12 protein-coding genes are annotated in these 15,409 nt (G+C 73.0%); 4 read left to right on the plus strand and 8 right to left on the minus strand.

Annotated elements, in window-relative coordinates; genetic code table 11:
- Positions 1–32: 32 nt before the first annotated feature.
- A complete protein-coding gene (locus AC3E6M_RS12910; protein ID WP_490530203.1) occupies positions 33–1,346 on the minus strand; it encodes an FAD-dependent oxidoreductase in 1,314 nt (437 codons plus the stop codon).
- A gap of 100 nt (positions 1,347–1,446) precedes the next feature.
- Here AC3E6M_RS12910 and AC3E6M_RS12915 point away from each other — a divergent pair, with 100 nt between their 5' ends.
- Both AC3E6M_RS12915 and AC3E6M_RS12920 read left to right on the plus strand, forming a co-directional pair.
- Positions 1,447–1,797, plus strand: a complete 351-nt coding sequence (locus AC3E6M_RS12915) for an ArsR/SmtB family transcription factor (protein WP_490530140.1) — start codon at positions 1,447–1,449, stop codon at positions 1,795–1,797.
- Entirely contained in the window at positions 1,794–2,300 is a 507-nt protein-coding gene (locus AC3E6M_RS12920; RefSeq protein WP_490530141.1) for a GNAT family N-acetyltransferase, read from the plus strand. Before AC3E6M_RS12915 ends, AC3E6M_RS12920 begins: the two co-directional genes overlap by 4 nt.
- A 222-nt stretch (positions 2,301–2,522) precedes the next feature.
- Here the strand turns inward: AC3E6M_RS12920 and mtnK are convergent, their stop codons facing one another.
- From mtnK to AC3E6M_RS12940, 4 genes are read right to left on the minus strand one after another with little or no spacing between them, the layout of a single operon-like run.
- Entirely contained in the window at positions 2,523–3,719 is a 1,197-nt protein-coding gene (gene mtnK, locus AC3E6M_RS12925) for an S-methyl-5-thioribose kinase (RefSeq protein WP_490530142.1), read from the minus strand.
- Positions 3,716–4,762 (minus strand): ABC transporter permease, encoded by a 1,047-nt coding sequence (locus AC3E6M_RS12930; protein WP_490530143.1) that lies wholly within the window; start codon positions 4,760–4,762, stop codon positions 3,716–3,718. Before AC3E6M_RS12930 ends, mtnK begins: the two co-directional genes overlap by 4 nt.
- Entirely contained in the window at positions 4,759–6,318 is a 1,560-nt protein-coding gene (locus AC3E6M_RS12935) for a sugar ABC transporter ATP-binding protein (protein ID WP_490530144.1), read from the minus strand. The genes AC3E6M_RS12930 and AC3E6M_RS12935 overlap by 4 nt, the downstream gene beginning before the upstream one ends.
- Entirely contained in the window at positions 6,315–7,409 is a 1,095-nt protein-coding gene (locus tag AC3E6M_RS12940; protein WP_490530145.1) for a substrate-binding domain-containing protein, read from the minus strand. Before AC3E6M_RS12940 ends, AC3E6M_RS12935 begins: the two co-directional genes overlap by 4 nt.
- A 207-nt stretch (positions 7,410–7,616) precedes the next feature.
- Here AC3E6M_RS12940 and AC3E6M_RS12945 point away from each other — a divergent pair, with 207 nt between their 5' ends.
- Complete coding sequence (locus tag AC3E6M_RS12945; RefSeq protein ID WP_138176706.1) at positions 7,617–8,198, plus strand: 1,2-dihydroxy-3-keto-5-methylthiopentene dioxygenase; 582 nt, start codon at positions 7,617–7,619, stop codon at positions 8,196–8,198.
- A 67-nt stretch (positions 8,199–8,265) separates the two neighbouring features.
- Here the strand turns inward: AC3E6M_RS12945 and arfA are convergent, their stop codons facing one another.
- Complete coding sequence (gene arfA / locus AC3E6M_RS12950) at positions 8,266–9,783, minus strand: arabinosylfuranosidase ArfA (protein ID WP_490530146.1); 1,518 nt, start codon at positions 9,781–9,783, stop codon at positions 8,266–8,268.
- Between the two features lie 189 nt (positions 9,784–9,972).
- On the minus strand, positions 9,973–13,581 hold the full coding sequence (locus tag AC3E6M_RS12955) for a proline dehydrogenase family protein (protein ID WP_490530147.1): 3,609 nt from the start codon (positions 13,579–13,581) through the stop codon (positions 9,973–9,975).
- Positions 13,582–13,740: 159 nt separating this feature from the next.
- Here AC3E6M_RS12955 and AC3E6M_RS12960 point away from each other — a divergent pair, with 159 nt between their 5' ends.
- Positions 13,741–14,721: an acetylxylan esterase gene (locus tag AC3E6M_RS12960; protein ID WP_490530148.1), complete on the plus strand. Its 981-nt coding sequence runs from the start codon at positions 13,741–13,743 to the stop codon at positions 14,719–14,721.
- 96 nt (positions 14,722–14,817) lie between these two features.
- Here AC3E6M_RS12960 and AC3E6M_RS12965 read toward each other — a convergent pair whose 3' ends face one another.
- A complete protein-coding gene (locus AC3E6M_RS12965; protein WP_230007231.1) occupies positions 14,818–15,378 on the minus strand; it encodes an acyl-CoA thioesterase in 561 nt (186 codons plus the stop codon).
- Positions 15,379–15,409 lie beyond the last annotated feature (31 nt).

Genomic DNA, 15,409 nt, shown 5'->3' on the forward strand with positions numbered 1-15,409 from the left:
GCGGGCGGCATCGGCCCGCCCCTCTCGTCGCGTCACACCGCCGCCGGGGCCCGCCCGATCTGCAGGACCGGGGGCGCGCAGCACGCGCCGCCGAGCGAGACGCCGGAGGCATCGAATAGCCCGGCCCCGCCGCACACCCCGGTGTCGGGGAGCGCGAGCTCGACCCGGCGGGCCGCCTCGTGATCGCCCGCGAGCTCGGCGACGACGCTGCGCACCTGCTCGTACCCGGTGAGGGCGAGGAAGGTGGGCGCACGGCCGTACGACTTCGCGCCCACGAGGTAGAAGTCGGGTTCGGGCTGGGCCAGATCGACCGCCCCCGTCGCGGCGACGGAGCCGCACGAGTGCACGTTCGGGTCGACCTCGGCGGCGATGCGCACGGGAGCCTGGAGCGTCGGGGCGAGTTCCAGCCGCAGCTCCGACAGGAACGACAGGTCGGGACGGAAGCCCGTCAGCACCACGACCCGGTCGGCGGTCAGCGTGCGGCCGTCCTCGGCGATCAGGACGGGTCGCCCCTCGTCGCGCGCCACCCGCTCGACGCGGAAGCCCGTGACCAGGTCCACCAGCCCCGCCTCGACCGCCTCCTTCGCCCGGATGCCGAGTGCCCCGCGCGCGGGCAGCTCGTCGGCCTCGCCGCCGCCGAAGGCGGTCCCCGTGGTGGCGCGGCGCAGAGCCCACGTGACGGTGGTCGCCGGGTCGCGGCGCGCCATGCGCGCGAGGGCGAGAACGGCGGTCAGGGCGGAGTGCCCCGAGCCGATCACGACCGTGTGCCGCCCCTCGAATCCCGCGCGGTCGCGGAAGTCGGGGATGCGGTACGCCAGCAGGTCGGCGGCGGCACGCTCACCGAGGGCCGGAAGCCCGTCGGCTCCGGCGGGGTTCGGCGCGGACCAGGTGCCGGAGGCGTCGATCACGGCGCGGGCCGCGAGACGGTACTCCTCACCGTCGACGGGCTGAACGTGAACGGTGAAGGGCTGATCGCGGCGGCCGGCGTCGATGAGGCGATCGCGGCCGAGCCGGGACACCCCGATGACGCGGCTGCCGTAGCGGATGTCGTCGCCCAGCGCCCCGGCCAGCGGCTCCAGGTACTTCTCGATCCACTGCGCCCCCGTCGGGTACCCCGAGGCCGGGGCGCCCCACCCGGTCGGGGCGAGGAGACGCGCACCGGCGGCGTCGATCAGTTCGGGCCATTCGGAGAAGAGCCGCACGTGACCCCACTCGGCCACGGCCGCGGCGGGCCCGGAGCCGGCCTCGAGCACGACGGCCGGTACGTTCCGCTCCCTCAGGTGGGCGGCGGCGGCGAGGCCCTGGGGCCCCGCTCCGATCACGACCACCGGCAACGCGTTCTCCATCGGAATCCTCATCCCTTCTCAGCGAGCATCGACGACCATCGATGGATCGAGGATCATCGATGTATCGACAGATGTCAATACGACGTGCGACAATCACCCCATGCCTACGACGCTCCCGCTCCTGTCCGCGCCGGACCCCGCGGTGTGCTGCACGCCCCTCACCGGCGGCGTCCTCACCCCCGACGAGGCGGAGTACACGGCCCGCATCTTCAAGGCGCTCGGCGATCCCACGCGCGTGCGCCTGCTGTCGCTGATCGCGGCGTCGGGCGAGGGCGAGGCCTGCATCTGCGATCTCACCGAGCCGGTCGGCCTGTCTCAACCGACCGTCTCGCACCACATGAAGCTTCTCGTCGACGCGGGGCTCGCCACGCGCGAGCAGCGCGGCCGATGGGCGTACTACCGCGTCGTCACCGAGGCGCTCGACCAGGCCGCGCGCGCCCTCCGGCCGTGAGCCGCGTCGCCGTGCGGGCACTCACCGCCGACGACTGGCCGGCGGTCGAGGCGATCTTCCGCGAGGGTATCGACGGCGGCAACGCGACGTTCGAGTGCGCAACGCCCGACTGGGCGACGTTCGATTCCGGCCGACTGCAGATCGGCCGCCTCGTCGCCGTCGACACCGACGCGTCGGTGATCGGATGGGTCGCCGCGTCGTCGGTCTCGACCCGCGCCGTCTACCGCGGCGTCGTCGAGCACTCCGTCTACGTCGCGGATCGGGCGCGGGGGCGCGGCGTGGGCGCGACGCTCCTGGACGCGTTTCTCGGCGCGGCCGACGACGCGGGCATCTGGACCGTGCAATCCAGCATCTTCCCCGAGAACACCGCCAGCCTCGCACTCCACGACCGCGCCGGGTTCCGCCGCATCGGGCGGCGCGAGCGCATCGCGCTCATGACCTGCGGACCGTGGGCCGGGCGCTGGCGGGACACGATCCTCGTCGAGCGCCGCCGAACCGACTGAGCGTCAGGCCCGCAGCTCGATCGTCCTCCCGCCAACCGCGCGAGAAATGCTCCCTGCGGCGAGAAAGGCTCGCTGAGAGCGTCTCCCGCTGCAGGGAGCGTGTATGGCGAAGAAGCGGTGGATGCCCCCACCCCGACGCGCCGCCCCACCAATGCGGAACGGCACAGGGATGCCACGGCCCCGGCGCTCCGCGCAGCCCAGCCCCAGCCCGGGGCCCCGGCGTCAGCCGAGCAGCGCCACCGTCCGCGCGGTGAGCGCACGCGGATCGGCGTCGGCGAGACGCGCCGTCCCGAGCGTGCGCGCAGCCCGCAGCACGAACCGTGCCGCGACGGCGCGCTCGGCCTCGGGCAGCGTCTGGATGTCGGCGACCTTCGAGAAGCCGACGATGCGGCGGACGGCCTTCGCGGCGCCGTAGATCGCGGCATCCGACCGGATCTGGGCGAGCGTGTGCTCGAGCACCTCGTCGCCGTACACGCGCGGGTCGACGCGGTCGGGCCAGCGGCGGCGGAACTCCGCCTCGAACGCATCGACCAGCTCGACGGGCAGCGTCAGCAGCGCCTCGGCGTCGGCCGAACGGCCCAGCACGTGCGCGCGCGCCGCGGCGATCACGAGGTTCGCCCACACGGCGCCGAGGTCGAACCCGGTCGGCCCGTACGTGCCGAACTCCGAGTCGAACGCCCGCACCGACTCCCCCTCGGCGCGCACGAACACCGACCCGGTGTGCAGGTCGCCGTGCAGCAGGCTCTGGGTGCTCTCCTGGAACCGCTGCTTGGCCAGGCCGATCTCGCGCACGAACGCGCGGTCGGCGCGCAGCTCCCGCACGTCGTCGTCGTTGGCGGGCAGCCAGCCGTTGTGCTCGTGGTCGACGTACGGCTCGGTGAAGACCAGGTCCTCGGTGATCTCGCTCAGCTCGGGGTTGGTCGCCTCGGCGATCGCGCGCCGACGCTCGGGCCCCGGTGCGCCGAACACGCTCGTGGCGAAGCCCACCGCGCCGACGTACCGGCCCAGCTGCGCGGCGGCGTACGTGTGCAGCCGCCCGGCGTTGAGCTCTCCGCGCCACACGGCGTGATCGCTGAGGTCTTCGATCGACAGCGCCAGGTTCTCGGCGTCGAAGCCGTGGAACGCCGGCACGTGCTCCGGGGCGATGCGCTCGTGCACGCCCAGCACGACGGCCTCGCGCGCCGCGCGCTCGCGCGTGAGCGGCCACGACGGGTCGACGCGCACGTGCGGCAGCGACTGCTTGACGACGACGCCGTTGCCGGCGGCATCCTTCACGATGAAGACGAGATTCAGGTTGCCGTCGCCGACCTCGACGACGGAGACGATGGATGCCGGGTCGACCGGGCCGGACAGGTGCGGGCGGGCTGCCAGGTACGCGGGGACCGTGTCGACGGTCAGCTGATCGGTGAGGAGAGTCATGATGCGGTGGTGCTCCCGGCGACGATGGTGGTCTTGCGGCGGCGGAACGTGAAGCTGAACAGCAGGGCCACCAGCAGCACGAGGCCCTTCCCGAAGTCCTGGATGTAGTACGGCAGGCCCATCATCGAGAACCCGGTCACCATGACGGCCACGAGGACCGCGCCGAGGGCCGTGCCCCACGCGTTCGGCCGCCCGATGCCGAGCACCGAGACGCCCACGAGAGCGACGGCCACGGCATCCAGGAGCAGGCTGTTGCCGGCCGAGACATCGCCCTGCCCGATGCGGGCGGCCAGCACGAGACCGGCGATCGAGGCGAGGATGCCGCAGCCGATGTACGCCGCCGCACGGTAGGCGCGCACGCGCACACCGGCGAGCCGCGCAGCCTCGGGGTTCGAGCCGACGGCCGCGAGCGCGCGCCCCCACCGCGTGCGGTCCAGCACGAACCACAGCACGACGGTGAGGCCGAGGAACAGCAGCACCGGCACCGAGATCGGGCCGATCGAGCCGCGGTCGAACCACAGGAAGTCGGGCGTGAAGCGTCCGGGGGCGGTGGTGCCGTCGGCGAGGGTCATTTGCGACGAGATGGACTTGCCGTCGACGATGATCAGCTTGAGGCCGACGACGGTGAACATCGTCGCGAGGGTCGCCAGCAGGTCGGGGATGCGCGCGAAGACGATGAGCGCCGCGTTGATCGCGCCGATGAGGGCGCCCGACAGCAGCACGACGCCGACGGCGATCCCGCCCACCTGGTTCGCGATCACGAGCGTCCACGCGGCGATCGACACCGCGAACCCGGCGTTGGCGCCGACCGAGAGATCGAGGCCGCCGACGGTCATGGCGAGCGTCACGCCGAGACCGGCGATGCCGATCGGGGCGATGTACTTCAGCATCCCGGACAGGTTCTCGGGGGTGGCGAAGGCCGGCTGCGTCACGGCGAAGAACGCGATCAGCAGCACGGTGACGGCGACGAACCCCCATTTCGCGACGGCATCCACGATTCGAGAACCGGCGCGGGGGCGCGCGGCAACGGAAACGGAGGTCATGCGGTTTCCTTCCGGTGGCCGGGGTCGTCGAGCAGCGCGGCGACGATCCGTGCGCGGTCGAGCACGCCGGCGGGGGTGTCCAGGACGATGCGACCCGACACGAGGACGATGATGCGGTCGGCGACATCGAGGATCTCGTCGACGTCGCTCGAGAGCACGACGACCGCCGCACCCCGGGCCGCGCGCTCGCGGGCGGCGTCACCGATGCGCCGGCGCGCCCCGATGTCGACGCCGCGGAACGGCTCGTCGAGCACGGCCAGACGCGGGTCGGTGCGGAGCCAGCGGCCCACGACGACCTTCTGCTGGTTGCCGCCCGACAGGTCGTCGACGCGGGTCTCGGCCGACGGCGCGACGACCCCGTACGCCTCGATGACGTCGGCGGCGGCCGCGCGCTCGCGGGCCGACGACATCACGCCCCAGTGCGAGATCTGCCGCAGCACCGGAAGTCCCACGGTGTGCGCGATCGACCAGCCGGGCTGGATGCCCTGCCGCTGCCGGTCCTCGGGCACGAGCACGACACCGGCGGCCTGGGCCGCGGCGGGGGAACCCGGGCGGTATTGTCCGCCGTCGATCTGCAGCCGGGCCTCACCGAGCGGGCGGACACCCGCGACGAGCTCGGCGAGCTCGGTCTTGCCTGCGCCGAGCAGACCCAGGATGCCGGTGACCTGGCCCGCGGCCACGGTCAGGTCGAGCGGCTCGCTTCCCGGGAGCAACACGGCACCGTCGACGCGAAGCACCTCCGCGCCCGCCGGGAGCGGCTCGGTGACGTGCTGCTGCAGTTCGGTGGGGACGCCGAGCATCGCCTCGAGCGCCGCGTGCCAGTCGAAGGGGCGCCCGGCGTCGAGTTCGAGCCGGCCGTCGCGGAGCACGACGATCCGGTCGGCGAGCCGTTCGATCTCGCCGAAGCGGTGGCTGACGAACAGGATCGACAGGCCCTCGTCGCGCAGTACCCGCAGCACGTCGAACAGGCGGTCCGCCTCGGCCGCGGTGAGCGCCGACGTGGGCTCGTCGAGGATCAGGAGGCGCGGGGTCGAGCGCAGGGCGCGGGCGAGCACGAGCAGCTGGGCGTCGGAGGTGCCCAGGCGCGCGGCATCCGCCCGCAGGACCTCGTCGGACCACGACAGGCCCAGGCGCGCGAGCGCCGACCGGGCGACACGTTCCGCCTCCGCCCGGCGCACGAGACGGTGCCCCCCGGTCGCGAGGTCGGTGAGCGCGAGGTTGTCGGCGACGCTCAGGCCGGGCACGATGCCGTCGGCGATGCGCTGGTGCACGGTCTCGACACCCGCGCGGCGAGCGCGGGCGGGCGAGGTCAGGCGCAGCGTCGCGCCGCCGACGGCGATGTCGCCGGTGTACCCGGCGTTGGCACCAGAGATCGCGCCGATCAGGGTGGACTTGCCGGCGCCGTTGGTGCCCAGCAACGCCGTGATGCTGCCCGGGTACAGCGCGAGAGCGACGTCGCGGAGCACCTGGTGGGTGCCGAAGCGCACGCCGACGCCGCTCAGGCGGACGACGGGGGCGTCATCCGCCGGAGCGGCGTGCGAGAGCGGTGAGGTCATCCCGAGACGGCGGGCAGCCAGTCGGCGACCACCGTGTCGGTCAGCAGCAGCGACGGCTCGGCCTCGCGCAGCTGGGCGACGTTGGTGATGCCCTTGTCGAGCAGGAAGTCCCGCGTGATCGTGACGGCGGGGAACTGCACCGAGGTCTCGGTGAGCTGGCCGGCCAGCTGCAGGGCGAGCGTCCGGACGACGGCCGCGCCGACGGCCGAGGGGTCGGTGGCGCTCGTGGCGACCCACGGGCTGCCGTCGGCGATCATGACCTCGATGTCGGCGTTCGAGATGTCGATGCCGTAGACCTTGACCTTGTCCTGCAGGTTGTTCTGCTGGACGGCCTGGACGACACCCTTGGTGATCTCGTCGTACGGGGCGAAGATCGCCTGCACGCCCGGGTTCGCCTTGAGGGCCGCGTCGACAAGAGGGATGTTGTCGGTCGCGGTCGACTCGGTGACCTTGCCGGTGAAGAAGAGCTGGTCGAGACCGTTCTTCGCGACGACCTCGTCCCAGACCTTCTTGCGGCGGTCGAGCGGCGCGAAGCCCTCGGCGCTGACGAGGCCGACCTTGGCGCCCTCGCCGTTGTCCTTCACGAGCTGGTCGAGGACGCCCTGCGCCATCGAGGCATCCGACTGCGAGGTCACGACAACCCCGTCGGTGTCCTCGAGCGCCAGGTCGTACACGATGACCGGGATGCCGGCATCCACCGCCTCGCGCACGCGGGGCTCGATCGTGTCGGTCTGACCGTGGTCGACGATGATCGCGTCGGGCTGGGCGGCGATCGCCTGCTCGAGGTCGGAGGCCTGCTTGGCGTTGTCGTTACGGGCGTCGTAGACGGTGAGGTCGATGTTGACCGCGGCGGCCTGCGCCTTGGCTCCGGCGGTCCACGCGGTGAAGAAGTCGCCGGCGCCGGACTGCTGCACGAGGGCGACCTTCAGCGGCTCGGCGTCGAACGGGGCGGGCAGGTTCTCGGCCTTCTGCACCGGGGCGGACGTCGCGGCGGGCGCGGCGGTGTTCTGCTGTGCGCAGCCGGTGAGGGCGAGGGCGGCGATACCGGCGGTGGCGACGAGGGCCGCCCAGCGGTGGGAGCGAACGGACACGGGGTCCCCTTCGGAGGAGGTCGGGTGCAGGAGGACCGTCGCGGGTGCTGTGGAGCGGCGGCCGTCGAGAAGTCAAGCAGGGCCGCCCGCCGAGGCCCGTTCGAGGTTGCGGATTGTTACGGGTCGCGGCGACCGGAACGCCCGCCCGGGCCGCCGCGGGCGAGACAATCGAACCGTCCCGACCGCATTCGTCCGAGAGGAGGAGCCGTGACGCTCCTGACCGTCTGGAAAGAGACCGACCCGAGCACGCCCGTGCAGGAGACCACCGACGAGGGCGAGATCCGCGCGGCTCTCGCCGAGCTCGGCGCACGCTTCTCCCGCTGGGACGTCAAGGACGTGCCCGCCGGCGCCTCTCAGGACGAGGTGCTCGCGCTGTACACCGCCGAGATCGACGAGGTGAAGCAGCGCGAGGGGTACACCCTCGTCGACGTCGTCGCACTCGACCCCGCGCAGGCCGACTACGACGAGCTCAAGACCCCGTTCCGCGAGAAGTTCCTGTCGGAGCACAAGCACGACGACGACGAGGACCGCTACTTCGCGAAGGGCGCGGGCGTGTTCTACCTGCACGCGAACGAGAAGGTGCACGCGGTCTACTGCGAGGCGGGCGACCTCATCTCGGTCCCCGCGAACACCACCCACTGGTTCGACATGGGCACCGCACCGCACTACGTCAGCGTGCGCTTCTTCCACGACGACGACGGCTGGGTCGGTCACTTCACCGGCAGCCCCATCGCCGAGTCGTTCGCGACGTTCGACCAGCTGCACGCGCGCCGGGCGCAGTTGGCCTGACGCTTCTCCTTCGCAGAAACGCCCCTGCCTCGCGTGAGTCCGCGAGGCAGGGGCGTTCTCGTGCGATTCAGCCGACGCGGCGGAGGGCCAGCGCGGCCCAGGCGATCGGGGGGAGCGTCACGCGCAGGATGCCGTCCTCGACCCGGGCGCCCTCGAGCGCGCGCGGCTGCACGCGATCGGGGTTCTCGAGGGTGTTGCTGGCGTACGGGTCGTCGTCGTGCAGAACGTGCGTCTCGACCAGCTCGACGTCACCCAAGCCCGTGACGTCGATCGCGACCTCGACGGGCTCGTGCCGGCCGCGGTGGACCAGGAAGACCGCGGCCTCACCGGTGTCGGCGTCGTGGGTCGCGACGGCATCCACCGCCGGGACCGTCCCGTGCTTCGCCGTGTCGATCGTGCCCGCCTCGATCTGCACGCGCAGGGCCTCACCGCGGGCGAGACGGGACGTGATCGAGAACGGGTAGAACGTCGTCTGCCGCCAGGCCGGCCCGCCGGGCTCCGTCATGATCGGCGCGATCACGTTCACCAGCTGGGCCAGAGACGCGGATGCCACGCGGTCGGCGTGCGCGATGAGCGAGATCATCAGGCTCCCGAAGACGACCGCATCCACCGCCGAATACACGTCCTCGAGCAGTCGCGGGGCGACGGGCCAGTCGTCGATGGCCGTGGGCTTCTCGGACGCGACACGGTCGATGTACCAGACGTTCCATTCGTCGAACGAGATGTCGATCCTCTTGTCGGAGCCCTTCACCGCCCCGACGTGGTCGGCCGTGGCGACGACGGCCTCGATGAAGCGATCGGTGTCGACCGAGGATGCCAGGAACGAATCGATGTCACCGTCGTGCTCCTGGTAATAAGCGTGGCACGAGATCATGTCGACGTCGTCGTAGGTGTGGGTCAGCACCACGCGCTCCCACTCGCCGAACGTCGGCATCTGCGCGCCCGACGATCCGCACACCACGAGCTCGATGGACGGGTCGAGCTGGCGCATGCCCTTCGCCGTCTGCGCGGCGAGCTTTCCGTAGTCCTCGGCGGAGCGGTGGCCGAGCTGCCACGGCCCGTCCATCTCGTTGCCGAGGCACCACACGCGCACGTCGAACGGCGCCGCGCGTCCGTTGTCGATCCGCTGCTGCGACAGGGCGGTCCCGCCGGGGAGGTTGCTGTACTCGAGGAGGTCGATCGCCTCGAGCGTCCCGCGCGTGCCGAGGTTCACCGCGAGCATCAGCTCGCTCCCGGCCTTCTCGAGCCAGTCCGAGAACTCGTGCAGCCCCACCTCATTGGTCTCGGTGGAGTGCCAGGCGAGATCGAGGCGGCGCGGGCGCTCGTCGCGCGGCCCGACGCTGTCCTCCCATCGGAAGCCCGAGACGAAGTTGCCGCCGGGGTAGCGGATCATCGACACGCCCAGCTCGCGCACGAGCTCGAGCACGTCGCGGCGGAACCCCTGCTCGTCGGCTTCGGGGTGGCCGGGCTCGTAGATCCCGTCGTAGACGTGGCGGCCGAGGTGCTCGACGAAGCCGCCGAACAAACGGCGGCGGACGGCCCCGATCGGGAATCGGGCGTCGAGGGTCAAGCGGGCGGTGGTCATCTTTGCTCCTCCGTGTTGCTTCGACGGTATCCGCGCCCGCACGCCCGGTAAAACGTTTTCGAAACCCCGCGCCAGTGCCCGCATCCGCCAGATCACACGACATGGCCGAGATCACGCGCCGTTGCGCTCCATACCGGGTCGCCTCGGCGAGATCACGTGATCTGGATGCCAGTACGACCGGCGGCGGCGTCAGATGACCTCGGCGCTCCAGGGGTCGGGGCGGCCGAAGCGGAACGCCTCGATCGAGACCGCCTGTTCGCGCAGGAACGGCAGCAGCTCGATGCGTCCGGCCGTCGTGACCTCGCCGGCGTACACCGTCAGGGTGGGGTCACCACCGAGCGCTTCGGCGAGCGCGACGCGCAGGCTCTCGGCCGAAGCCGCCGTGCCGACGAGCCGCACGCGCGAGGGACGAGGGGCAGTGGGGGCGACCGCGTCGTCGGCGGGCTCGGCATCCGGGATGCCACCCGCCAGACGTTGCAGCCACTCGCCATCGGACTCCACCGAGACGGGCACGCCGCTCTCGCCGAGGAGGTGTCGCACGGGACCGGGCAGCCCGACGGGCGTGCTCAGGCTGAAGGCCGACCCGGAGCGCACCGCCGCGAGCAATACGCGCAGCACGGCGTGCCACGGGGCGTCGGCGGTGGCGCGCACCGCCGCGTCGACGGGGCGGTACCGCAGGAGGTTCCGCTCCAGACCGAGGCGCGAGGCGTCCTTCACGCGGCCGAACTCGCGGTCCCACGCGACCGCGTCCGACAGCGCGCCCCGGCGCAGCCATTCGAAAGCGGCGTAGTCGAGCGTGGGCTGGGCTGCCTCGATCAGCGACGAGATGCGCGAGTCGAGACCGCGCAGATGCAGCGTCGAGGACGCGGGTCCGCCCGACGACGGCCGCCACGATCCGAGCGCGACGAGACGGTTCGGGCCACCCGACATCGCGCCCGGCCCGACGGCCGCCATGCCCCAGCCCCCGAGCGGCTCGCGCTGCACGACGGCGCCCGTCGTGGAACGGTTCACGCGCAGCACGGCGGCGTCGACGGCGTCGAGCCACAGCTCCAGGTCGGCGTCGTCGCGGGTGTGCAGGCCCGCGACGAAGCCCGAGCCGACGAGGTTCTGCAACTCGATCGCCCGCTCGAGCGTGGGGGCGTGCAGGATGCCGAGCACCGGCGCCGCGACCGAGGCCCGGGTGAGGTGCGATCCGGCGTGGACCCCGGTGCGCACGCCCGGCGTCCAGAAGCGGCCCGCGGTCTCGGGTCCGAGGTCGAGTTCGCGGGGCTCGACGAGCCACCGCTCGCCGTCGGCGAGGACCGTGAGCGCCCGACGCACGTCACCCGAGGGCTCCTCGACGAGCGGCCCGACGTCGGACAGTGGATCGTCGGCCGGCCCCACGCGCAGTGAGCCCACGGCATCCTTCAGCTGCTCGAGGAACCGCGTCGACCGCCCCGCGGCACCGACGAGGATCACGAGCGACGACGCGGTCGCGGCCTGCCCGGCACGTGCGAACGCCCCGTCGACGATGTCGGCGACCGCACGGTCGAGATCGGCCGAGGGGGTCACGATCACCGCGTTCCGACCGGCGGTGAGCGCCTGCAGCGGCAGGTCGGCGCGCCATCCGACGAAGCGTTCGGCGGTCGTGCGCGCCCCGGCGAGCAGCACGCGGTCGACGCCGGGATGAACGACGAGCGCGCGCCCGGATGCCTCTTCGTTCAGGTCGACGTACGCCAGGACGTCGCGAGGAACTCCCGCGGCCCACAGCGCCTCGGCCACGACCGCACCGGCCCGCCGTGCCCGCGGCGACGGGGTGAGCACGACCCCCGACCCCGCTGCGAGGGCGGCGAGCGTCTCGGCCGCGCACAGTCCCACGGAGGAGTTCCACCGCGGCGCGACGACCGTGAGCCGATCGGGCACGAACACCGCTCCGGCGACGCGGTCGAGTTCCTTGACGGTGGCGGCGTAGTACGCCGCGGCATCGACCGCCGCGGACACCTCGGCGTCCGCCTCGGTGAACAGGGCTCCCCCCTCGGAGGCGAGGACTTCGACGAGGGCCGCCCGACTCGCGTCCAGGGAGCGGGATGCCGCGTCGATCACCGCCGCGCGATCAGTCGCGGCGCGGCTGCCCCACTCCGCCGCGGCTTCACGCACCCGCGAGATCACGGCATCCAGACCCACCGCATCGTCCACGCGTCCGGTGGCCGCGGTGGCGTCGCCGGCGGTGGAGCCGGCGACCGCCGCGAGGACGTCATGCGCCCAGGCCCGATCCTCGGGCACGGTGGGGTCGGTCGCGGCGGTGTTGCGGAAGCCCGGTGCGGCGCCGGAGAGCTCCGTCGTCTCACGCACCGAGAACACGGCGGTGTCGACGAAGGCCTGACCGCCGAAGAGCATCTGCTGCACGTCGGGGCCGAGCGCCTGCGTGTCGCCCGGGCTGGCGTCACGGGCGATGCCGAGCACGGCCTGCGTGAGACCGGGCTCGTCGGCGTCGTCCGCGACGGGTTCGCGAAGGAGGGTCGGGGTCGTGGCGCCGCGCTGCGGGGCGCGCGGCGCGAGGGCCGGAGCGTCGGGCATCGCGAGCGCGGCGGCGGCGCGGGTACGACCCTCTGCGTCGTCGGCTGTCGGGGCGAGGCGTGCGGCGAGCGACGCGACGACCGCGTCCAGGTCGTCGGGGTGCACCACGGGGGCCAGCACGATGTGCGGCCCGTCCACGCCCCATCCGGCACCGAGCGGAACGGCGAGGTCGATGCTCCCCTCCGCCGATTCGGCGAGGGCGCGCACGATGCCGGCGCGCACGGGATCAGCGGTGGCGAACTCGATGCGGAGCCCCTCGGACGCCCGGCGGCCGAGCGCTTCGCGGGCGGCGACGACAGTGAGCGCGTCGATCTCGGCGGTCGAGATCCCCGCGGGGGCGGACCATCCGCGGCGAGCGGCACGAAGGGCGTCATCGGTGAGCGGAGCGTCTCCGTCGAGGCGCACGGCGAGCTCGGCTCCCCCGCCGGCGACACGCACGCGCGCCCACGCCGCGAGTTCCCGCAGCGCCCCGAGCGCCTCGGGGACGGCGACGGGGAGCGCGATGCCGGCGAGGGCGGTCCGCAAGCGCGGCTCCTCCAGCACCCGCGTGAGGACGGCGACGGAGAGGTCGAGGTCGTCGCGTCCCTCGACCACGAGGGTGACGCGCGTGCCCGACGCGGCCGCGTCCAGGAACAGCGGCAGGAGGCGTTCGGCGGCGTGCTCGACGTCGGCGTCGAACGCCCACCCCGACAGTCCCGTCACGACCTCGCGCACGGCGACGGACACGCGCTCGACGTCGTCGCGGGCGGCGAGCACGCGGATGCCGTCGAGCCGGTGCCGCGCGGCGGTCTCGCCGAGAACGGCGGGGGCCGTCAACCGGACGTCGGGGATCGCCCCCGCCGTCCGGTGCGACTCGAGGGCGGGGCCGAGGCGGTCGCCGCGCGCGTCCAGCGCGATCTGCGCGACGGAGTCGGCGAGCGCCCGTCGCGCGAGCGGCACGGCCGGCGCGGGCAGGAGGGGGGCGATCGCGCCGCCCAGGTGGAGAGCGCCGCGAACCGTCCACGGCAGCGCGGCGGGCACGTGGCCGGCCAGCCGATGCAGCGCCGCGGCGGGAGCGGTGGCGCCCTCGGGGCGCAGGATGCCGTCGGCGGCGAACGCGAGGAAACGGGCGGACTCGGGCGACGCGAACGCCGACGCCGCGACGGGCGCCGTTCCGGCGAACGCTGCGGCGTGGGCGACGGCACGGTCGACCTCGTCGCCGGAGAGCAGGGAACCGTGCGCGTGCGGGTCGTTCTCGCTCATGCTCCACAGCCTAGGCAGGGCGCGCTCGGTGACCCGGCGGCCCGCCGCGCGGCCGGCGAACTCACGGGCGCGGGATCGCGATCCAACGGATTGGACGCCTAGCGCGCGCCGCGGCGCCGCGGTTCGCTACTGTCGATTCGCCCCGACCCAGGAGACCCGATGGCTCAGACACTCACCGACATGCCGCTCGAGCTGCTGCGCGAGTACCGCCCCGAGCTGCCCGAGCCCGACGGCATGGACGCGTTCTGGGCCGAGACGCTGGCCGAAGCGCAAGCCGCGGCCCGTCCCACCCGCCTCACCCCCGTGACCCGTCCGGTGCGCGCGCTGTCCGTCCACGACCTGGTGTTCACCGGGTTCGCGGGCGACGAGATCCGCGGGTGGGTCGTGCGGCCGCACGGCGACGAGGTACTGCCCGCCGTGATCGAGTACATCGGATACGGCGGCGGCCGCGGCCTCCCCGGCGACAAGATCGCGTGGGCCGCCGCCGGCTACGTGCACGTCATCACGGACACCCGCGGCCAGGGCTCGAGCTGGAGCATCGGCGACACCCCCGACCCGCACGGCTCGGCCGCCGCGTACCCCGGCGTCATGACGCGCGGCATCCACGATCCCCGGGACTACTACTACCGACGCCTGTACACCGACGCGGCGCGCCTGGTCGACGTCGTCCGCGAGCTTCCCGGCGTGGATGCCGCGCGCATCGCCGTCACCGGGGGCAGTCAGGGCGGCGCGCTCGCGATCGCGGCCGCCGCTCTCGCGGGCGACGCCGTCGCGGCGGTCCTCCCCGACGTGCCGTTCCTCTGCGACATCCCGAACGCGATCCTGCGGACCCCGTCGGCGCCCTTCACCGAGGTGACGCGCTGGCTCTCCATCCACCGCGACGACACCACCGCCGCCCTGCACACGCTCTCGCACATCGACGCGGCGATCCTCGCGCGACGCATCCGCGTGCCCGCGTTCTTCTCGGTGGCGCTGATGGACGACATCGTGCTGCCGTCGGGGGTGTTCGCGGCCTTCCACTCGCTGGCATCCGAGGATGCCGCGATCGAGGTGTACCCGTACAACGGCCACGAGGGTGGGGGCACGCGGCACTGGGCGCGCCAGGTCGCGTGGCTCGACGCGCGGTTCGGTGTGAGCTGACGCCCGGGCGCGTGAGTCGCCGAAATTCGTCGCCTTGCCGTGCCCATGGGCGACAAATCGTGGCGACTCACGCACAGAAGGCACCGCGCCGAGGGGTCAGCGCCAGTCGCTGGGCGCGGGGCGCTTCGTCGACGGCAGAGCCGAGGCCGCGGCCCACTCGTGCACCCACGATTCGATGTCGGGCAGCCCTTCGGGGCGCCCGACCGCCGCGAAGAGCTCGTCGTGGGGGACGGTTCCGCCCGAGCGCCGAAGGATGCGCGCGCGGATGATCGCCCGGGCGTAGATCTCGCCCTTCACGACCGCGCGGTGCTCGAGGTACACGGCGCGGTCGTCATGACCGAGCAGACGCGTCTCCAGCTCGAACCGCTGCCACAGCTCGAGCGAGCGGCGGAACGTGATGGTCTCGGCGCTGACCACGGCGTACCAACCGTGGCCCTTCATCGCGCCGGCCAGGCCCGAGCGGGTCAGCAGGTCCCACCGGCCGAGGTCGAACAGCGACAGGTACCGGCCGTTGTTGAGGTGCCGGAGCAGATCGATGTCGGTCGGCAGGACGCGCAGTCGCATCCGCCCGATCGTGTTCGGGTCGACGGGACCTTCCCGGCGCAGACGGCGCTGCGCGCGGAGGAGGACGAGCAGGGTGCGCCACAGAACGTTCACGACCGGCGAGCGTAGTGATGTCCATAGAGAG

Source organism: Microbacterium sp. SCPM-O-B-15248 (M128) (genome assembly GCF_058214835.1).